We start from the raw sequence: 20,815 nt of genomic DNA on the forward strand, positions 1-20,815 counted from the left end.
ATGGAAGTACTTACTGTAATGTGGAGAGAATTTATTTTTTTCAAAAGAAGAATTGGCAAGATTACTTCTAGTGCTTTAATGAATCCTATTTTATACCTTATAGCATTTGGTTGGGGACTTGGAAGAGATGTGACAATAGAAGGGGCAACTTATATGCACTTTATTATACCAGGCATAATAGCTCTTTCTACTATGAACACTAGCTTTAACGCAGTAGCTATGAGGATAAATATATCTAAATTACATGAGAAAAGCTTTGAATACTATTTAACCTCTCCTGTTAGAATGCCATTAATGGCATTAGGACATATATTATCAGGAGCCTTAAGAGGTATATATGCAACTGTACTAATTGTACTTGTATCCTATGTTTTTGGAATCAAGATAAATATAAATGGTTACTTTTTATTAATTTGTTTTTTAAACAGCTTCTTATTTTCTGCATTTGGATATGGTGCAGCCTTATCAATAGATAGCCATTATGATATGAATAGATTCACAACTTATATAATGACACCTATGTCTTTTTTATGTGGAACTTTTTTCTCTTTGAACAACTTACCTTTAGCCATAAAGAAAATAATAAATATTTTACCTCTTTCTCATGCATCTGTTTCCTTAAGGAGTATCGTTTTAAGAGGAGAATTTGACTATAAATCTATTTTTGTACTTTTTACATATTCTGTTATTTTTTACTTTTTTGGAGTTTATATGAGCTTCAGAGAGATGAAGTAGAAACTATGCAATGTATATATCCAAATTGAAGGAAGCATAGAGGAGAAAATATGATATAATTTGTTTAAATAAATATACATTAATCATTTGTAACTTATAAATTTGCTTATTTTATATAAATAGGAGGTGAAGATTTAGTGAGTTTGAGTAGTAGTTATAAGACTCATACCAGCTAAAGAAAATTCATGAAATTCATTTTAGTTAGACATGGAGAAACAGAAGCAAATATAGGTGGTATATACAGTGGATGGACGGATTTTCCTCTTACTGAAAAAGGCAGTAAAGCTATAAAAGCTACTGCTGAGGCATTGAAAAGATATGAAAATATAGAAATAATATATTCAAGTCCTTTAAACAGGGCATTAACTACTGCCAAGGTCATATCAGCATCAATAAATAAAGAAATAAAGATAGTTGACAATTTAAGAGAGATGAATTTTGGAATATTTGATGGTAAAGAAAGAAGGCATATCCAAGAAAGTTATGCTAAAGAGTGGAAGTCCTGGATTGAAGATTATGTCAACTATAGAATACCAGAAGGAGAAAATCTGATAGACGTCTATAATAGAATAAAAGATTTTATAAACAAGCTTATTGAAGAAGATAAGGATTCAATAATAGTAACCCATGGAGGTATTATCCAGACTATGATTACATACCTTCTTGATTTAGGTTTAGATAAAATATGGCGTTTTCAATGTCCACCTGCTGGATATGTTGAGATAGAGTATATAGATAAATTTGGGTATATAAAAAGGTTAACTAGCTGCAGCTAAAAGTATTGAGCTAGTAGAATCTATAAACTTTATAAATCATTTTAAGTTACTTTTTATAAATAATCTAGAGAAAAGTTTAAATAAAGGGATTTTTTGTTTGTATCATTACCATAACAAGCAAAAAGTCCCTTTAGTTTTTCTAATTCTTTTTTTATATGAAAAAGCTAAATCCTTTATCAAAAAAGCAGGAAGCATTATTTTTGTAGCTTGTGTTGTGTTATGGATACTTCAATCATTTAGCTTCTCACTACAGTATTTAGAAGGAGAAATGATAGAACAAAGCATGTTAGCCAAGATTGGAGAAAGCATCAAATGGATATTTATTCCTCTTGGATTTGGAGATTCTTGGGCACCAGCTGTTGCTACATTTACTGGACTTATTGCTAAAGAAGTTGTAGTAGCAACGTTTGCATCTGTTGGGTCAGTAATTGATATTACCTTTACACAAGTAACGGCCTTTGCTTTTATGGTATTTACTATATTTGCAGCTCCTTGCTTTGCGGCTATAGGAGCTATGAGAAGAGAATTTGGGAATTGGAAATGGACACTTTTTGCTATTGGATACCAAACAGGATTAGCATATATATTAGCACTAATTGTCAATGTTGTTGGGGGAATAATATTTAAAGGAACTGAAGCGACTGTACCAAAAGTACTAGATATTGGAGCAATGGAAGCTGCATCTGAGGGAGTAGTCATTAATGGTGACATTGTACTAATTGTTTTTGGAGTTATACTTGCAATTGCTTTAGCAATAGGAATTATTAGCCATTTAAATTCTAAAAAGCATGTTGTTGCTTCAGAATAGAGGTGACCTAGATTATGGTAGATTATATTATTGTTGCTTTAATTGGTGTAGGATTATTTTTCTCTATAATGAGCATAAGAAGAAATAGACAGAAAGGTGGTTGCGCAGGTTGTAGCGGTTGCAATAGTTGTAGCAGTTGTAGCAGCTGCCATAATTTAAAGAATTAATGAAACAAACTAATAATAAAAATATACTTGCTTTAAAGATAAGGCTTTAAAAGGAGTAAAATTCTACATTATAAATTTTATTTGAAACGTTAAATTATGAAATACCTAAAGATAGAAATAATAATCTTTAGGTATTTTATTTCTTAAGATGTCTATATTGATTTTCATCTATAAAATTGATAAGCTTTCATTAAGGACATATAAGGTAAAAGGAACTATAGAGTAGAATCAAGCAGGTTTTAGATAATTAAATTTTAATAAAAAAAGTTATAATAGAGGTGATTTGTTTGAATATACTAGTTACTTTGGATTCTAATTATATTAAACCTTTGAAAGTCATGCTTAAATCACTTTTTCTCAATAATCCAGAAGAAAAGTTTGCTATTTATTTAATGCAGTCCAGTATTAGTCAGGAAGAATTACAAAATTTAAGTGATTATATAGAAAAACATGGTAGCAGATTAGAAGTAGTAGATATTGATGATAATTATTTTGATGATGCGCCTATTCTTCTTCATTACACTAAAGCAATGTACTATCGCTTATTGGCATACAAATTTTTGCCTAAAGAACTTGATAGAATACTATACTTAGATCCTGATATTCTTGTTATAAATCCAATTAAAGAGCTTTATAATACAAATATCAGTGATTATTTGTATGCAGCGGCATACCATGACTTTATTTCTGTTAAAGAAGTGAATAAAATAAGACTAAACCCTTATAAGATTGATGCATATTATAACTCTGGGGTACTTCTAATGAATCTAGAACAACAAAGGCAATCTATTGATGACAAGCGTATATTTGGGTTTGTTGAAGAAAATCGTTCAAAATTGATTATGCCAGATCAAGATATACTAAATGCATTATACTCTAAAAACATAAAAACACTAGATGAAATTCTGTATAATTATGATGCAAGATATTATCGCTACTACAAAATTAAGAGTAGTGGTATTCATGATATGGATTATGTTATAAATAATACTGTAATTCTCCATTTTTGCGGAAAGAGAAAGCCATGGAAGAAAAGATATAGTGGAAAATTTCATTCTTTATATAAGCACTATGAAAGGTTGGCAATATATTAGTCTTGTAACTAAAAAGGTTTAGTTGAAAAAACAAAAAATTGCTCCTTAACTTAAGATTTATATTAAGCTAAGGAGCAAATTACTAGTCTTCAAAAGCCTCGCTAACTTTCCACTCTTTCCATACATTACCCACTAAATGTGGACCAGGTTTTAGAGTTGTCTTACCAGGTTTCCAACCTGAAGGTGTAACCTCTCCACCTTTTGTAGCTCTAACAAGTTGAAAAGCTTTTATTTGTCTTATTGTTTCAGACACATTTCTGCCTACTGGTGGAGTAAGTACTTCAAATCCTTGAACTATTCCATCTGGATCTATTATGAAACGTCCTCTAGTTTCTACACCACTATCCTCATCATAAATTCCATATAGCTTTCCTATATTACCATTTTGATCAGCTACCATTGGGAATGGGATATCTTTTCCAATCATCTTAGATAATTCATGGTCATTCCACATTTTATGTACAAATGCAGAGTCTACACTTACAGAAAGAACTTCTACGCCTAATTCTTTTAATTCATTGTATTTTTCAGCAACTGCTGAAACTTCTGTAGCTCAGACAAAAGTAAAGTCTCCTGGGTAGAAGCAAAGTAGTACCCATTTTCCTTTATATTCTTCCAAATTAACATTTACGAACTTTCCATCAAAATATGCTGGTGCACTAAATAATGGTGCAGGTTTTCCTACTTTAATCATTTTTTGTTTCTCCTCCCTTACGTTTTGTGTTACTTCTTCATTAATCTCTTCTTCTGGCAATTTCATCAACTCAGGTCTTGTACAACCTGCTTTAATTTCTTCAGCCATAAAATCACCCTTTTCTATTAAATTTATCTATAGTTCATAAAAAACTATTTGTTTTTTCTATATTAATTTTACCCTTTAAATTTATATTGAAACAAAAATACAAAAGATTTAGTGAAGATATGGAACAATAAGCCGTACAAAACGTCTATATTTATAATTAGTTAAAATACCATAGCAAGTTATTTAACTAAAAACATATAAAGGAGTGTAAATTCCTTGCAATTAAATAAAAAAAGGACAATAATTGCATTCATAGCTCTAATAGCTATATTCTTTGGCATAATTTTTATAAGATTTAGCCAGGAAGATGCTCAATGCAAATTAGAATTAAAACCAAATCAAAGGCTAATAGACTGTGCATTTAACGAAAAATGGCTCTTTGCAATTATTGAAGAAAAATATGTAATTGATATAAAAAGAAACATTTTTATTTACAAGCGAGAAGGTTCATCTAAAAGTGCAAAGTGGGAAAAGGTAGCTGAATATGATTTTACTACTATTGTTCCTTGGAAGATTAGAATAGGAAATATAGATTATACTGACGTACCTCAAGTAATCATAGGAGTGAACAAATCAACCCACTTTGATAAGGAAGTAAATAATAGACTTTTTGTATTCAACTGGGATGGAGAGAAACTCTATAAAAAATGGACTGGAACAAGGCTAGGCTATTATTTAAAAGACTTTTACATAATAGATTTTCTAGATATAAAAGGAGATGAGTTAGTAGTTATCGATAAAAATGAAGAAGGAAGGGAGAGATTACTAGTTTATTATTGGCTAGATTTTGGTTTCCAGCTTTTGGCTGAAAGTGAATTCTATGATACAATAGAAGAGGTAAAATACTTAGATTATAATCTATTAGAGCTAGTATATAAAAATCAAGATAAAAAAGCTTCTGTAAAGTTAATGGTAAAAGAGGGGCAGATTATAGAAATTGATTAAAATGGGAGGGAATAGATTGAGACGGATAAGTAAGCTTTTAATTGTAATAATCATACTAAATAGTATTTTGTTTGGTTGCACCAGGGGCAATAATGTTAATAATACAGATGATGAACCTACTAATACACAAGAAGATATTGTAGACATAAATGAACCTAGTATGAATTGGACAGTACCAGAGGAAATTAAAAATATTCAAGTACCTTATAAATCTACTAATTACGAAGCTAATGTCAAGCCTTATACTATAAAAGAAGACCTTTCTAATATTGAAAACATACATCGATTCTCTGGATTTACTGATGAACAGAAGAAAATGCTTTCTAGAAATGGATTTGTTGTGCTGCCTAGTAGGAGAACAAAAATACATTACATATATGAAGAAAATGAGTATTCAGACATACCTAATTTTATTACAGCAGACACAGTATTGCATCTATACCACCAGTTTTATGAGAAATCACTTCTTAATGTTGAAACAGAATATTTGTTCAAAGATTTGGATTCATTAACAGATAGGATGCTAAGCAAATCTATCTCTTTGCTAGAACAAATAGAGGATAATGAACTGAAAGAAATACAGAAAAAAAACATAGCATATTTTCTAGTTGCTAAAATGCTTGTATCAGGAAATGAAAAGATAGAGAAAGCTGTAGATAATGATATTTTAGATTTAGCAAAGAAAGAATATAGTCTTATCCAAAATGCATCGGGGCAGGAAGATTCATCTTTATTTGAAAATGTACTTGATTATTCACAATTTACAGTAAGAGGTCATTATACAAAAAATGAGTCACTTGAAAACTTCTTTAAGACCATGATGTGGTATGGTTTCACTCCTATTGAGTTAATGGACTTGAAGACAGATGAATTATATTATGAAAATACATTAAAGGCACTTTTGTTAACTTATACAGTTTTTATGGACTATAATGGAACTAATGATGTTAAAGCATGGAATAATATTTATGAGCCAACAGGTTTTTATGTAGGGCAATCAGATGACATAAATATTTTAGATATGAAAGATATGATTATTTCTGTATTTGGTAAGGATGCAAATGTCAATAAATTCATTGACAAATCCTACTATGATAAGCTCCACCAAGGGGTGAAGGATTTAAGAGAGCCCCAAATAGTAGGCAAGTTTGTAGAAAAAGACCCAACTAAAAACTTTAAATTTATGGGGCAGAGATATATTTTAGATGGGTATATAATGCAGGAACTAATGGAGCCACAGAAAAGGCCTGTCCCAAATGGATTAGATGTAATGGGAGTATTGGGAAGTAAGCATGGAGAAGACTTGTTATTTAAAGTTTATGAACCTCAAAAAGCATGGCCTTTATATGAAGAAAAATATAATGTACTAAAGGCAGCGGTGAGGAGTTATAAGGACGAGCTATGGAAAAGTAATCTATATAATGGATGGCTATGGTCAATTAAAAAACAATTAACCGAATTTGATAATAATTCTGGAATGCCTATTTTTATGACTAATAATGCTTGGAAGAATAAATCCTTAAATGCTGCACTATCTAGTTATGCAGAATTAAAGCATGATACTGTTTTATACGGAAAGCAGCCGGTAGCAGAGGCTGGTGGGGCAATGCCAGTTTGGGACCAGCACTATGTTGAGCCAAATATAGAATTATATGATACATTGCTTTGGTTAATAGATTATACTACACAGAATTTAAAGTCTAGAGGGCTACTAAATGATGCTTTCAAAGAAGGCAGTAAAAGGAACATTGAATTATTGCAGCTGTTAATAACAGTTTCATTGAAGGAGCTTAATAATGAACCTCTCACAGATGATGAAAAAAACAGTTTATTATGGGTAGGAGGTACAATTGAAGCAATACAATATGATTATATCTTCGGAAGTGCATCTAAAGACGAGCTACTTAATGGCACTTATCCAATTGAAAAAAGTGCAATGCTTGTATCAGATGTAGCAACACTGCCTGGCAGCCATTACCTAAGTATGGGAACGGGATATTTTGATGAAATCTACGTAGTTGTACCTGTTGAGGGCAAGTTATATTTAACAAGAGGAGGAGTATATTCCTATTATGAATTTATTAGTGACAAGAGATTAACTGATGAAGAATGGCAAGAGCTTCATGGACTTAAGACTATAAAAGGAGACGGCTATGAATATTTTGAGTTTGGAGAGCCATCTAAAAAGCTACCAACTCAACCATTTTGGGTAAATACATTTAAATCCAAGACAAACAATGTTAAAATAGAACCACCTGAAGTAGATTGGGAAAAAGAAAATAGGTAAACTTAAAATCCACCTGGAACAGGTGGATTTTAAGTTGTATCTTTGTTCTCTATAGCATTGAAAGTCTAAAAATGATATAACTATATATAAGGTTATAGTAGAAACTAGTCAATATATGTACTTTAGGAGGACAATTATGGACTGCATTAGAAATGTAATAAACGTTGTAGGTGCCATATATAGAGACCATAAATGGCTTATGATAAAAAGAAGTGAGAAAGAAGAATACGCACCTGGGATAATAGCAATGGTGGGGGGCAAGGTGGAGAATGAAGGAGAAGAATATAATATTTTTGAAAATACATTGAGAAGAGAAGTAATGGAAGAAGTAGGCATAGAGCTTAGTGAAGATATGCAATACGTTGATAGCATAGGATTTATATCTAAAAAATGGGGACCTGTTATAGATGTAATATTCCTCTGTAAGATTGAAAAGGGAGAGCCTTATTGTGCATCACCTAATGAGGTAGGAGAAGTTTATTGGATGACAACGAAAGAAATTTTAGAAAACATAGAGATACCACATTGGGTAAAGAGTTGCATTAAAAAAGCGGACAAGCTAAGAACCCATACAAATGTTTCATATGACTCCTTATGAGAAAGCAATGCAAAGAGCACTAATTCAGTATAGAAATCCTAAAAATTATGATTTGGTATATGAGGCGCTTTAAAAGGCAGGAAGAATTGAATTAATAGGTTAAGAAGAGAAATACTTAACATGACATATAATTATTTTCTGTTAATTGCTGAAGAGAATTTTTAGGTATGAATTGGATTAATATATATATTTAAATTGACAAAACTAATAATAAACAGTTAAATATTCATTCTTTTATTGATTTTTATACTCAGTGTGATAAAATAACTTTTGTTGGAATTTTAATTGGAAAGAGGAATAATAGTGAAAACAAAAAGAGATGATATACGAAATTTAGCTATAATCGCCCACGTTGATCACGGTAAAACTACGCTTGTAGATCAGCTTTTGAGACAAAGTGGTACTTTTAGAGCAAATCAAGTAGTTACTGAAAGGGTTATGGACTCAAATGACCTAGAAAGAGAACGAGGTATTACAATACTATCAAAAAATACTGCTGTACACTATAAAGGTACAAAAATAAATATAATAGACACTCCTGGACATGCGGATTTTGGTGGAGAAGTTGAGCGTGTTCTTAAAATGGTAAGTGGTGTAATACTAGTGGTTGATGCTTTTGAGGGTGCTATGCCACAGACAAAATTTGTATTAAAAAAAGCATTAGAATTAAATCTACCAGTAATAGTATGTATAAATAAAGTAGATAGACCAGAAGCAAGACCTAATGAAGTTATAGATGAAGTGTTAGACTTATTTATTGAACTTGGTGCAGATGATAGTCAGCTAGACTGTCCATTTGTATTTGCATCTGCTAAAAGTGGAACTGCTTCATTAGACATAAATACTCAAAAAGATAATATGGAAGATTTATTTGAGACTATACTAGAATATATACCAGCTCCAGAAGGAGAAAAAGCTGAACCTCTTCAAGTTCTAATATCTACAATAGACTACAATGAGTATGTAGGAAGAATAGGGATTGGAAAAGTAGAAAGAGGTAGTATCAATGTAAATGAACAGGCAGTAATAGTTAATTATTTAGAGCCAGATGTATTGAAAAAAGTTAAAATTACGAAGGTATATGAGTTTGAAGGGCTTAATAGAGTTGAAGTAGAAAGTGCGGAAATAGGAAGCATAATAGCAGTATCTGGTGTTGAAGGAATACACATAGGAGATACAATCTGCTCACCTGAGCGTCCTGAGCCACTTCCTTTCGTGCAAATATCAGAGCCAACTATAGCTATGACATTTTCAGTTAACAATAGTCCTTTTGCAGGTCAAGAAGGAAAGTTTGTAACATCAAGACAGGTTAGAGAAAGACTATTTAAAGAACTCAATACTGATGTAAGCTTAAGAGTAGAAGAAACCGACTTAACAGATTCATTTAAAGTATCAGGAAGAGGAGAGCTTCATCTTTCTATTTTAATAGAAACTATGAGAAGAGAAGGCTATGAATTTCAAGTTTCAAAACCAGAGGTTTTATTTAGAACTATTGAGGGAAAGAAACATGAACCTATAGAAAAAGTTACTATAGATGTGCCAGAAGAATTTGTTGGTTCAGTCATAGAAAAACTTGGACAAAGAAAAGGAGAGCTAGTTACTATGACACAGCCTACTGGAGGATATACTAGATTAGAATTTTTAATACCTGCTAGAGGGCTTATAGGGTATCGTTCAGAATTTATGACTGACACTAGAGGTAATGGTATATTAAATTCAGTATTTGAAGGATATCAGCCATATAAAGGAGATATTCCAAGAAGACCTCAAGGCTCATTAGTAGCTTTTGAATCTGGAGAAGCTGTAACATATGGGTTATATGCAGCACAAGAAAGAGGAACCTTATTTATTACACCAGGAACTAAAGTATATGAAGGTATGGTAGTAGGTCAAAATGCAAAGTCTGATGATATAGAAGTAAATGTATGTAAGAAAAAACAACTTACAAACACTCGAGCATCAGGCACAGACGATGCTCTAAGACTTTCACCACCTAATGTTATGAGCCTAGAGGAAGCATTAGAGTTTATTGAAGCAGATGAGCTACTAGAGATTACTCCCGAAAGTATTAGAGTAAGAAAAAGTATACTTGATAGTAGCTTAAGATATAAATCTAAAAAGAAATAAAATCTATTGACACAAATATCACAATAAATTATTATTTATATAATAATAGAATAATTCCGAGTTTATAATCCTAAAGACAATTGTCTATGGAATATAAACCTATGGGTATGAATAGAAATATTCATGCCTCCCGTGTTTGGAAAGGAGCCATATTTAACTACCGATATTGTTATACAACTATTGGTTTGTTTACTATTACAAAAAACTCCTTTTAGAAGGAGCTTTTTTATAATGAAAAGGGAAGCTTTACTTTATTATCTCATATAAAAGAACTTTCTATGAATGAGCTTTAAGCAGATTGCAGAAATCTTTGATTTCGTGCAAGTCGCTCTTATGCAGTGGCTCAAAAAAGGCTACCTTATAATTCTTTTTAGGAGCCTTTTTTATATAATTCAATATTTATTATAGGGGGACAAATGTTATGGAAAACGTTAACATTACGATTGATGGTATCAAGACTCAAGTACCAAAGGGGACAACCGTTTTAGAAGCTGCTAGAGGATTAAGCATCCATATACCAACCCTTTGTTTCCTGAAGGGAATCAATGAAGTTGGTGCTTGTAGAATGTGCGTTGTAGAAGTGAAAGGGGCCAGGACTCTCCAAGCATCCTGTATTTTACCTGTTTCAGAAGGTATGGAAGTTAAAACAGCCTCAAAAAAAGTTAGAGAAGCTAGAGCAACAATTCTTAAGCTCATTCTTGCAAGGCACGAGAGAGAGTGCCTCACTTGTTCCAGAAATCTTAACTGTGAACTTCAAAAGCTTGCTGAAGAAATGGGAGTAGATGGGCTGGAATATCAGGGAGAAAAAAATGTTTATGATATTGACCAGATGTCACCTTCAATAGTGAGAGATCCAAACAAATGCATACTTTGTGGAAGATGTATAAGCGTATGTAAAAGTGTTCAGGGAACAGCTGTGATAGATTTTGCTGGGAGAGGAATTAAAACAGTAGTATCTGCTCCTTTTAACAAAAGCTTGTCAGAGGTTGCTTGTATAAATTGTGGCCAATGTATAAAGGTGTGCCCTGTTGGCGCATTAAGAGAGAAGGATGATAGGAATAAAATATGGGATGCCCTAGAAAATAATGATACGTATGTTGTTGTCCAGACTGCTCCTGCAGTTAGAGTTGCTTTAGGAGAAGAGTTTGGTATGCCTGTAGGGACTAATGTAGAAGGGAAAATGGTAACTGCACTTAGAAGATTAGGTTTTGATAGAGTATTTGATACAGATTTTGCAGCAGACCTAACAATTATTGAAGAAGGTACTGAGCTATTAGGCAGAATAAAGAATGGTGGAAAACTTCCAATGATTACATCTTGTTCACCAGGCTGGATAAAATATTGTGAACATTATCACAATGATTTTCTAGATAATTTGTCAAGTTGTAAATCTCCTCACCAAATGCTTGGGGCATTGACCAAATCTTATTATGCAGAGAAAATGGGCATAGATTCTAAAAAAATATTTGTAGTATCTGTTATGCCTTGCACAGCTAAAAAATATGAATCTGCAAGAGAAGAACTATCTGTAAACGGATTCAAGGATGTGGACGCAGTTATTACAACTAGAGAGCTAGCCAAGATGATAAAGGAAGCTAGAATAGACTTTAAATCCTTAGAAAACCAAAGCTTCGATAAGGTTATGGGAGAATCTACAGGTGCTGCAGTAATATTTGGTGCTACAGGTGGCGTTATGGAAGCAGCTTTGAGAACTGTAGCTGATATATTGACAGGACAAGATTTAAAAGAAATAGAGTATGCTCCAGTAAGAGGACTTGAGGGCATTAAGGAAGCTACTGTAAAGATAGGAGATCTTGATGTAAAGGTGGCTGTTGCTCATGGTACAGGTAACGCAGGTAGACTTCTAGATAGAATTAGAAATGAAGAAGCTAATTATCATTTCATAGAGATAATGGGATGCCCAGGAGGTTGTATAAACGGCGGAGGACAGCCAATTATTATGGATAAGGATAAGACAGATGAAGTGTGCAGGCAAAGAGCACAGGGATTATATACTATTGATAGAGAAATGCCTTTAAGAAAATCTCATAATAATCCAGAAATTAAAGCTTTATATGATGAATACCTAGGGAAAGCTAACGGACATAAGGCTCACCACCTACTACACACTCATTATATAAAGCGAGAAAGATATTAGGTGATATATATGAATAAGAAAACAAAAACATTAACAAGAACAGCTATACTATTAGCAATTGCTTTAGTATTTCAATTTGTAAAAATGGGGCAACTTATTACTGGTTCAGGCATTAACGCAGTACTAATCATTGCTGCTCAGATGTGTGGACTGCCTTGGGCTGCAGCTATTGGACTGATAACACCATTTATGGCTGTAGTTTTAGGAGTTACACCTCCTGCAATGATTGTTGTTGTACCATATATTGTGTGTGGCAATGTTTTATATGTACTTACTTACTCTTTATTAAAGAAACGAAGTAGGGTAGTAGGAGTTGCTGTTGCAGCGTTATTGAAATTTGGATTGCTGTACTCTGTAGTAAATTATTTCTTAACTGTGAAACCGCCAATAAAGGCAGCCTTAAGCTTTCCACAGCTACTAACTGCTTTAATAGGAGGTTCAATTGCTCTTATCATTTTACAAGTTATGGAGAGAATTGATAAAAAATAATATAGCCAAAATATGAAGCATAAGGTAATAAAGATTAATTATTTTAAGCAGCCAAAGCCCGATATTCCAACGAGCTGAGGCTGTTTTCTTTTTACTTCATCTATAGATAAACGCTATACAAGAATGCTACATATGCAACATATACAAATAATAAGATAATCCCTTGGACTCTATAAATCTTTTTTCTAATAAATGATGGTATGACTAGAATCAATATCAACAGAAGGGCAACGGGAAAATCTAAAAATATATTCTGTCTTATTATGTCAAGTGGAGAGGTCAAAGCCGATATTCCAATTACCATAGTAATATTTAGTATATTAGCTCCTACTATGTTTCCAATAGCTAGGTTAGCATAGCCTTTTTTAAGAGATGTAAGAGCAGTTGCAAATTCAGGTAGCGATGTACCCAATGCAATTATTGACAGAGCAATCACTGACTCGGGGACACCGATGCCTTTTGCTATGATTACACCGCTATGTATCAACAATTCAGCACCTGCTAGTATTGATATGGCTCCTACAATGAAAAATACTCCAACCCTTAATTTCATTTTGGAATGTAGTTCAAACTTTTCACTAGCATTTTTTTTACCTATTTTATTTTTAAGAATAAAGAAATCAAAAAAAACATAGATAATTAACATAGCAATAAGTAAAAGTGCATCTGTTTTACAAACTGTGCCATCAATTGCTAAATAGGACATTATAATAAAGTAAGAAACTAAAAGTATGGATTTTAGCCTAAAAAAATTGCTTGTTATTTTACTTGGTTTTGTTACATTTATAAAAGCAAGTACTAGACCAATGTTGCATATAATTGAGCCAATTGCATTTCCCACACTCATGGTAGTATATCCATCTTCAGCTGCAGATATAGAAACAATTGCTTCAGGTAAAGTTGTAGCTAGACTAACAATAGTGGCTCCAATGAGAACTTCTGGAAGACCTGAGGCTCTAGCTAGTGAAATTGCAGACTCAGTGAACCAGTCTCCACCCTTAATTATTAATAATAAACCAATAAAAAATAATAAGATGGCATATATCAAACTAAGTCCTCCAATCAAATAATATTGTATAGTTCATGTGTATTATAAAGAAATAAAAATATACATATGAATATTTGTTGGAGGAAAATTAGTTTATATATAGAACTGTAATATTATGAAAACTTAAAATATAGGAAGGAGATGCTTATATGTTACTTGAAGTGAAAACAAAAAAATCTACCGATAGTTTTTCGGAGGTAATTGCACTACCATATTATGAAGGGATTGTAGACTCAGATATTAGTTTTCCTGTAAAAGAAGTTGAATATATGGTAAAAAACTTATTAAGTGAAGAGGAGTTTTTAGGAAAATATAATGAGATTCAGAGCTTCAGATTAGCGAGAAAAGATAATCCTAAGAAAGTAGTTTTATTGGGATTAGGAAATAAAGAAGAATTAGATTTAGAAAAACTCAGGAAAGTTTTTGCAAAAGCTATTAAAGAGGCTATAGAGTTTAAAGCAAAAAACATAGATATCTATCCAATAAGAGATAATAAACAACTCTCATTAAGTGAAATAACAAGGGCAATGACAGAAGGAGTCATATTAGGAAGCTATAAATTTGATAAATATATTAAAGACAAGAAAGAGAATCCTATTAACAATATATATCTTGTTGGGGAGAATGCAGATGAAATAGTGGATATTAATAAGGGAACAGAAGAAGGTAATATTTTAAGTAAAGCCACTATTCTAGCTAGAGATATGGTAAATGAGCCTGCAAATGTACTAACTCCTGCTAAATTAGCTGCTATTGCAGAAAAAACAGGTAAAGAAAATGGTTTTGAGGTTGAAGTCTTAAAGGAAGATAAGATACGAGAACTGGGAATGGAAGCTTTTTTAGCTGTTGGGAGAGCTTCTGAAAATAGGCCAAGGCTAGTAGTTATGAGATATTTTGGTGACAAGAAGAATAAAAAGAATATTATAGGTCTAGTAGGAAAAGGCCTTACTTATGATAGCGGTGGTCTTTGCGTTAAACCCAAAAATGGAATGGTAAATATGAAGAGTGATATGGGGGGAGCAGCTTCAGTAATTGGAGCTATAGAAGCAATAGCGAAAAGACAGTTAAAAGTAAATATAGTGGCAGTAGTAGCAGCATGTGAAAACTCGATTAATGGTAATGCATATAGAACAGGAGATATTATTGGTTCTATGGCAGGAAAGACTATATTTATTGGAAGTACAGATGCAGAAGGTAGATTGACTTTGGCAGATGCTATTCACTATATAATCGAAAAAGAAAATGCAACAAAGGTACTAGATATAGCTACATTGACTGGAGGAGCCGTAGTTACATTAGGCTCATCAGCTACAGTAGTAGTATCTAATGATGACGAATTTTATAAGGCTTTAGAAGAGGCTTCAAAGGTAACAGGAGAAAAGGTATGGAGGATGCCTCATTTTGAAGAATACAAAGAGTTACTTAAATCAAATGTTGCAGATTTGACAAACTCTGCAGGAAATCCTCAAGCCATAACAGCAGCTCTATTTGTTGGAGAATTTGTACAAGATAAACCTTGGATACACATGGATATAGCAGGCACAGCTTTTACAAGTAAAAGCAGCGAATATATTGCTGAAGGCGGGACAGGAGTAGGAGTAAGGACTATTTATCAAATGGTAAAAGAAATATCTAAATAAAGGAGAGCCAAGGAGACAGGAACCTTGGCTTTTTTTAGCACCTTTATTTCGAGATTTAAGAAAATAAATCTTGAAATAAAGGTACTATATTTATATATATTTAATATTAATTAATATTTTTAATTAAATTATTAAAAATATTAATATCAATATTGACATTTTTAATTTAGAATAATATAATCTTAATTAGAAAATATTGTATAGAGGTGATAATATTGGAGAATAAGACTGATATGGGGATATTCAAGAGGTTACTTAGGATCTTTCCTCAAAAATCCTACTTTGTTATAGGATTAGTATGTTCAGTTTTTATGGCAGCAACAAATATAATAACATCCTATGTTATAAAAGAATTTCTTGACGCAGCTACTAACAGGGATATGGCTCTTTTCAAACAAACTATTTACTTTGGTGTTGCTATTTTTATAATTGATACGTTATTAGTTTATTCTAGGAATAGGTTACATGGGATATATACTGAATCTGGGATAACTAGACTAAGAAAGCTAATAGCTGAGAAGGTAGTACGTATTCCTATTAGCCAGCTGGAAGAGAACCATTCAGGGGACTATGTTTCAAGGGCAACTAATGATATTGACAAAATAAAGACATTTTTATCTACTACAGTATCAGAGATGATTTTAATTCCTCTTTCTGCAATTGGAGCTTTAATATATTTGTGCATTTTAAGTTGGAAGCTCACTGTAATAAGCTTAATATTAACTCCTATATTGATTTTAGGTGCAAGTGTCTTGAGTGCACCTATAGGAAAGATAAGCAAGGAGCTTCAAGAAAAGCTTGGGAAAGTAAATTCTATTGTTCAAGACGTCATTGGAGGAATAGAGATTTGCAAAGCATATAATCTTGAGGAAAGCCTAGGGAAAAAACATGATGAGGCTGTCAATGATAGTGTGAAAAGCGGGAAACGCCTAGCAAAAGTAATGGCAGTATTAGAGAGCTTTTCCTTAGTACTAGGAATAATACCTTTTTTCACAACATTTATTATAGGTGGATATTGGGCTATCGAAGGCACTATGACTGTGGGAAGTTTACTAGCATTTATAAATTTACTAAACTATTTGACTCACCCAATAAGCTATTTTCCTAGGTTATTAGGACAGTCGAAGAGTAGCCTAGCAGCTGCTGGCAGGGTTTTTGAAATAATAGATGCAGAGGAAGAAAGAATAGATGGGCTTAATTTTGAAGTAAATGGGACAATAAATGCTATTAGCTTTAATAATGTGGAATTCTCTTATCCAAATAGCGAAGAAAATGTATTAAATGGACTTAATTTTACTATTAAAAAAGGAGAATCAGTTGCATTAGTTGGACCTAGTGGTGGAGGAAAGAGTACAGTTATTAATCTATTGCTCGGTTATTATGATAAGTACAGTGGCGAAATAAATGTAGGAGATAAGGAGCTTAAAGAATGGAATCTAAATAGCCTTAGGAACAGCTCTGCATTAGTATCTCAAGATACATATCTATTTCCTGAAACCATAAGGGAGAACATCAATTATGGAAAGCTAAATGCTAAGGATGAAGAAATCACTAATGCAGCTAAAAGCGCTAATGCAGATAGTTTTATAAACGAATTTGATAAGGGATATGAAACAGTAGTAGGTCAACTGGGGAATACCCTTTCAGGAGGACAAAAGCAAAGATTATCTATAGCTAGGGCGATATTAAAGGATGCACCTATACTTCTTTTAGACGAGGCAACCTCTGCCCTAGATACAGAATCTGAAGCCTTAGTTCAAGAAGCTTTAGATGAATTTATTAGAAAAAAAACTAGTTTAATTATAGCCCATAGACTATCGACTATTAGAAATGTAGACAGGATTTTGGTTTTAAAAGATGGGAAAATAGTTGAAGAAGGAAGTCATGATGAATTAATTAAGCTAAATGGAGTTTATACTGACCTTTATAACAAGCAGCTTAAAAATCAGGAATTTACCTTAAGAAAAGAGGTGGTTTAATTGAAAAAGAATAGCAGCTTTCTAAGAATCTTTAAGTTTATGGGAAAATCATTTATTCCATATTCATTTGGGTTATTAGTGATTTCAATATTTGGACTTTTAATGCAGGTATTTCTTTCACTGATATTCAAGGATATGTTTGATGCCATAACAGCAAAAGAATGGGTAACGATGATAAATGCAATAAAAAAATACGGAATATATGTCATAATCATATTTGCAACTTACCCCATATTTACTTACATGGCTCAATGTTCTGCTGCGGTGACTACTGGTAATATTAGAAAGAATGTATTTTCTAAAGTAAATGTTCTTCCACTTACCTTTATAAAAGGGAGACATAGTGGTGAGTTAGTCTCTAGACTTACTAATGATATTAACGAGGTTGAAAAGGCATACTCAAATTACTTTATTGATTTTTCATCTAGAATATTAATGGGAATAGGCACTTTAATATTTACATTTATTTTAGATTGGCGTTTAGGAGGTATATCCATTGCAACAGGAGGACTAAGCCTTTTTGTAAATATCTACTATGCAAAAGTATTGAAAAACATGAGTCTTAAGATACAGGAAAATTTATCTAAGCTAAATGAAAGATTGACAGATTTATTAGAAGGAATGCACATTATTAGAAGTTTTAATATCAGCAATGTGATATTAGGTAAATATAATAAAAATAATACAAAAGTTTTTGAGGTTTCACGTGATAGGGTAAATCAAAAAGCCATAGTTTCAGCTATGAATAATATTATTGGAATAATTAGCTTTGGAGGGATTGTAGGTGTAGGCTCGTACCTGGCAATTAAAGGCGAGATATCAGTAGGAGTAATTATTGCAGTTGTTCAGCTTCAAAATGGAGTAAGTTCACTGGCTAGAGGGCTTGGAGATTTTATATCTGAGCTTCAGGGCTCACTTGCTTCTGCAGATAGATTGTTTGAAATATTAGATGAGGAAGAAGAGCCTGAAAGCTTCCAGGTAATTGGGGACTGTGGGATAGAAGAAAATAGTGAAATTAGCTTTAATAATGTCAGCTTTGAATATGATGATGAAAAGGTTTTATCAGAGCTTACATTTAGTGTGCCTAAAGGCAAGGTTTATGCACTAGCTGGTCCTAGTGGCGGAGGTAAAAGTACTATTTTCAAGCTGTTACTAAATCTTTATCCACCTAAGGAAGGCAATATTGGCATAAGTGGAAATTCAATTGCTAACCAGCCAATTAGAAACATAAGAAAAAATATTGCATATGTCCCACAGGATGCATACCTGTTCTCAGGAACTATTATGGATAATATAAAACATGGAAGGGAAGATGCTACTTATGAAGAGGTGGTAAATGCAGCTAAAATGGCTAATGCTCATGACTTTATAATGAATATGGAAGATAAATACGACACATTTGTAGGGGAAAAGGGCACCAAGCTTTCGGGAGGACAAAGGCAGAGAATAGCTATTGCAAGAGCAATACTAAAGGATGCTCCATTACTTTTACTAGACGAAGCAACTTCTTCTCTAGATACAGAATCAGAAAAGCTAGTTCAAGAAGCGTTAAATAAATTAATGTCAGGTAGAACAACTTTAGTTATAGCACACAGATTATCTACTATTGAAGATGCAGATGAAATATTAATTTTAAAGGATGGGAAAATAGCTGAGAGAGGAACACATAGTGAACTGCTAGAGTTAGGTGGTATATATGAAGGTTTATATACTCAGCAGTTTGGTAACGGAATAAAAGAGGCAATATAATGGGCTAATAAAATAACTTCATATTTCCTTCACATTTTCTTCTTATAATTAAGTTACCAAACATATAAGGAGGTATTTAGTTATGAAAAAGAAAATATTAGTTTTATCAGTAGTAGCTGTTTTGGTACTTTCATTTGGAGCAATGGCATTTGCGGAAACTGCAACTGACATTCCAAGCTGGTTCAAAGATATGATTAGCTGGAAAAAAGAAAAAGTTAATGAAGCAGTTAAATCAGGACAAATCACAGAAGAGCAAGCTAAGCTATTTAATGAGAGAATTGAGTACATGGAAAAATATCACGAAGAAAATGGCTTTAATTTCCCAGGAGATTGCCTAAATGATAATACTAGAGGAATGGGAAGAGGCTTTGGAAGAGGAATGATGAACGGCCAAGGTCAAAGACAGGGCATGATGAATGGATTTGGATGGAATAACAGATAATTAGGTAAGCAAGGGGATAGATCAGAATCTATCCCCTTAGTTCTTTTGAGTGTCATTAGGTGAAATTACTAAATTCCCTATTTCTGCATTTTTCCAAGCCTCAAATATAATTTCATTAAATTTATTCACATTCTTTATAACATAAGGAATATTGATTTTATAACTATTGGATGAATAAATATCTATCTTAAGAAATCCAGTTTTTAAATCATCTACAGTAGACACAACATTTTCAAAGTTTTCATCAAAAAGCTCAGGAATGCTAATATACACGGCAGCTACAATGTCCCAGTTGTAGAATCCTTTTGAGTTGTATAAGTCAATGAAATATTTGTACCATTCGTAGGATTTATTTTTTATATATCTATAAGCTTCTATAGTATCATCATTCATTAAACGCTCAAATTCTTTTTTTCCAAAAAAAGCCTGCAGGCATATATGTCCAGTTAATATAGTAACCTTGGCACCAGAGCTTAATACAGTATATGCAGCTAAAGCATCTGAAGAAAAATTCAGTTCATTCATGACCTTTCCTTCTATTATTAAGGGTTTAGTTATCCCACCCATTAGTACGATTTCCTTTACCTTTGTAAAGAAGTTGTTATCAAGTTGATAAGCTCCAAATAGATTAGTCAAAGAACCGGTAGCTAGAACCGTAATCTCTGAAGGAGCATTATTAACCATGTCTACTAGAAATTGTGATGCATTACTTTGTCTGTCATCTATAGATGCAGCTCCTTTAATTAGCGGTATATGGTTTATATTTAGTTCATCAAACATCTTTACAGTATTATTGTGAACATCCTCAATTGTACTGTTTCCAAAGGTTGTCGTAACTCCTATTAGCTCAATGTCACTTCTGCCAAGAAGGTACAAAAGAGCCAGACCATCATCCACATCTTTTCCATACAGTCCCATTGTGTTGTCACAATCAAATATAACTTTTTTCATACAAACTCCTCGTTTCTTAT

18 protein-coding genes, 1 pseudogene and 1 riboswitch are annotated in these 20,815 nt (G+C 32.6%); of the genes and pseudogenes, 16 read left to right on the forward strand and 3 right to left on the reverse strand.

Translation table 11 applies throughout. The annotated features are described in order from the left end of the window. From ABV008_RS12780 to ABV008_RS12800, 5 genes are all read left to right on the forward strand, one after another. Nucleotides 1-735, forward strand: coding sequence for an ABC transporter permease (locus ABV008_RS12780; protein WP_352420218.1), 735 nt, complete (start codon nucleotides 1-3; stop codon nucleotides 733-735). A gap of 185 nt (nucleotides 736-920) precedes the next feature. Continuing rightward, nucleotides 921-1,511, forward strand: a complete 591-nt coding sequence (locus ABV008_RS12785) for a histidine phosphatase family protein (protein ID WP_352420219.1) — start codon at nucleotides 921-923, stop codon at nucleotides 1,509-1,511. Nucleotides 1,512-1,608: 97 nt separating this feature from the next. Continuing rightward, nucleotides 1,609-2,319 carry a nucleoside recognition domain-containing protein gene (locus ABV008_RS12790; protein ID WP_352420220.1) on the forward strand — a complete coding sequence of 237 codons (711 nt, stop codon included), beginning with the start codon at nucleotides 1,609-1,611 and terminating at the stop codon, nucleotides 2,317-2,319. Between the two features lie 14 nt (nucleotides 2,320-2,333). Beyond that, nucleotides 2,334-2,486 (forward strand): hypothetical protein, encoded by a 153-nt coding sequence (locus tag ABV008_RS12795; RefSeq protein WP_352420221.1) that lies wholly within the window; start codon nucleotides 2,334-2,336, stop codon nucleotides 2,484-2,486. 287 nt (nucleotides 2,487-2,773) lie between these two features. Next, nucleotides 2,774-3,580 (forward strand): glycosyltransferase family 8 protein, encoded by an 807-nt coding sequence (locus tag ABV008_RS12800; protein WP_352420222.1) that lies wholly within the window; start codon nucleotides 2,774-2,776, stop codon nucleotides 3,578-3,580. 82 nt (nucleotides 3,581-3,662) lie between these two features. Here the strand turns inward: ABV008_RS12800 and prxU are convergent, their stop codons facing one another. After that, a complete protein-coding gene (gene prxU / locus ABV008_RS12805) occupies nucleotides 3,663-4,382 on the reverse strand; it encodes a thioredoxin-dependent peroxiredoxin (RefSeq protein ID WP_352420223.1) in 720 nt (239 codons plus the stop codon). A 216-nt stretch (nucleotides 4,383-4,598) separates the two neighbouring features. On the opposite strand from prxU, the gene ABV008_RS12810 reads away from it, so the two are divergent. From ABV008_RS12810 to ABV008_RS12835, 7 genes and pseudogenes are all read left to right on the forward strand, one after another. Further along, on the forward strand, nucleotides 4,599-5,327 hold the full coding sequence (locus ABV008_RS12810; protein ID WP_352420224.1) for a hypothetical protein: 729 nt from the start codon (nucleotides 4,599-4,601) through the stop codon (nucleotides 5,325-5,327). A 16-nt stretch (nucleotides 5,328-5,343) separates the two neighbouring features. Continuing rightward, on the forward strand, nucleotides 5,344-7,614 hold the full coding sequence (locus ABV008_RS12815; RefSeq protein ID WP_352420225.1) for a DUF3160 domain-containing protein: 2,271 nt from the start codon (nucleotides 5,344-5,346) through the stop codon (nucleotides 7,612-7,614). 136 nt (nucleotides 7,615-7,750) lie between these two features. Continuing rightward, nucleotides 7,751-8,212, forward strand: a complete 462-nt coding sequence (locus tag ABV008_RS12820) for an NUDIX hydrolase (protein WP_352420226.1) — start codon at nucleotides 7,751-7,753, stop codon at nucleotides 8,210-8,212. After that, nucleotides 8,205-8,282: pseudogene (locus ABV008_RS16310) on the forward strand (DUF3362 domain-containing protein); the annotation flags it as partial. The gene ABV008_RS12820 and the pseudogene ABV008_RS16310, both read left to right, overlap by 8 nt. A gap of 233 nt (nucleotides 8,283-8,515) precedes the next feature. Then, nucleotides 8,516-10,339 (forward strand): translational GTPase TypA, encoded by a 1,824-nt coding sequence (gene typA / locus ABV008_RS12825; protein ID WP_352420227.1) that lies wholly within the window; start codon nucleotides 8,516-8,518, stop codon nucleotides 10,337-10,339. Between the two features lie 42 nt (nucleotides 10,340-10,381). Further along, nucleotides 10,382-10,500, forward strand: a riboswitch (molybdenum cofactor riboswitch). Between the two features lie 260 nt (nucleotides 10,501-10,760). Beyond that, a complete protein-coding gene (locus ABV008_RS12830) occupies nucleotides 10,761-12,497 on the forward strand; it encodes an NADH-dependent [FeFe] hydrogenase, group A6 (RefSeq protein WP_352420228.1) in 1,737 nt (578 codons plus the stop codon). Between the two features lie 9 nt (nucleotides 12,498-12,506). Further along, nucleotides 12,507-12,986 (forward strand): ECF transporter S component, encoded by a 480-nt coding sequence (locus ABV008_RS12835; RefSeq protein WP_352420229.1) that lies wholly within the window; start codon nucleotides 12,507-12,509, stop codon nucleotides 12,984-12,986. 100 nt (nucleotides 12,987-13,086) lie between these two features. On the opposite strand, the gene ABV008_RS12840 is transcribed toward ABV008_RS12835, so the two are convergent. Next, entirely contained in the window at nucleotides 13,087-14,034 is a 948-nt protein-coding gene (locus tag ABV008_RS12840) for a calcium/sodium antiporter (protein WP_352420230.1), read from the reverse strand. 149 nt (nucleotides 14,035-14,183) lie between these two features. On the opposite strand from ABV008_RS12840, the gene ABV008_RS12845 reads away from it, so the two are divergent. From ABV008_RS12845 to ABV008_RS12860, 4 genes are all read left to right on the forward strand, one after another. After that, nucleotides 14,184-15,674, forward strand: a complete 1,491-nt coding sequence (locus ABV008_RS12845; RefSeq protein ID WP_352420231.1) for a leucyl aminopeptidase — start codon at nucleotides 14,184-14,186, stop codon at nucleotides 15,672-15,674. A 215-nt stretch (nucleotides 15,675-15,889) separates the two neighbouring features. Then, nucleotides 15,890-17,653 (forward strand): ABC transporter ATP-binding protein, encoded by a 1,764-nt coding sequence (locus tag ABV008_RS12850; RefSeq protein WP_352420232.1) that lies wholly within the window; start codon nucleotides 15,890-15,892, stop codon nucleotides 17,651-17,653. Further along, nucleotides 17,654-19,402, forward strand: coding sequence for an ABC transporter ATP-binding protein (locus ABV008_RS12855; protein WP_352420233.1), 1,749 nt, complete (start codon nucleotides 17,654-17,656; stop codon nucleotides 19,400-19,402). It abuts the gene before it with no gap. Between the two features lie 82 nt (nucleotides 19,403-19,484). Beyond that, a complete protein-coding gene (locus tag ABV008_RS12860; protein WP_352420234.1) occupies nucleotides 19,485-19,844 on the forward strand; it encodes a DUF2680 domain-containing protein in 360 nt (119 codons plus the stop codon). Between the two features lie 36 nt (nucleotides 19,845-19,880). Here ABV008_RS12860 and ABV008_RS12865 read toward each other — a convergent pair whose 3' ends face one another. Next, the gene (locus ABV008_RS12865) at nucleotides 19,881-20,795 is read right to left on the reverse strand and encodes a nucleoside hydrolase (protein WP_352420235.1); all 915 of its coding nucleotides are present in this window, start codon (nucleotides 20,793-20,795) and stop codon (nucleotides 19,881-19,883) included. Between the last annotated feature and the right edge of the window lie 20 nt (nucleotides 20,796-20,815).

This window comes from Proteiniborus sp. (assembly GCF_040308045.1).
GTDB lineage: Bacteria > Bacillota > Clostridia > Tissierellales > Proteiniboraceae > Proteiniborus.

Coding starts and splice junctions, on each gene's coding strand:
- ABV008_RS12780 (WP_352420218.1), top strand. CDS start 1: ATGGAAGTACTTACTGTAATGTGGAGAGAATTTATTTTTTTCAAAAGA.
- ABV008_RS12785 (WP_352420219.1), top strand. CDS start 921: ATGAAATTCATTTTAGTTAGACATGGAGAAACAGAAGCAAATATAGGT.
- ABV008_RS12795 (WP_352420221.1), top strand. CDS start 2,334: ATGGTAGATTATATTATTGTTGCTTTAATTGGTGTAGGATTATTTTTC.
- ABV008_RS12820 (WP_352420226.1), top strand. CDS start 7,751: ATGGACTGCATTAGAAATGTAATAAACGTTGTAGGTGCCATATATAGA.
- ABV008_RS12830 (WP_352420228.1), top strand. CDS start 10,761: ATGGAAAACGTTAACATTACGATTGATGGTATCAAGACTCAAGTACCA.
- ABV008_RS12835 (WP_352420229.1), top strand. CDS start 12,507: ATGAATAAGAAAACAAAAACATTAACAAGAACAGCTATACTATTAGCA.
- ABV008_RS12845 (WP_352420231.1), top strand. CDS start 14,184: ATGTTACTTGAAGTGAAAACAAAAAAATCTACCGATAGTTTTTCGGAG.
- ABV008_RS12860 (WP_352420234.1), top strand. CDS start 19,485: ATGAAAAAGAAAATATTAGTTTTATCAGTAGTAGCTGTTTTGGTACTT.
- ABV008_RS12865 (WP_352420235.1), bottom strand. CDS start 20,795: ATGAAAAAAGTTATATTTGATTGTGACAACACAATGGGACTGTATGGA.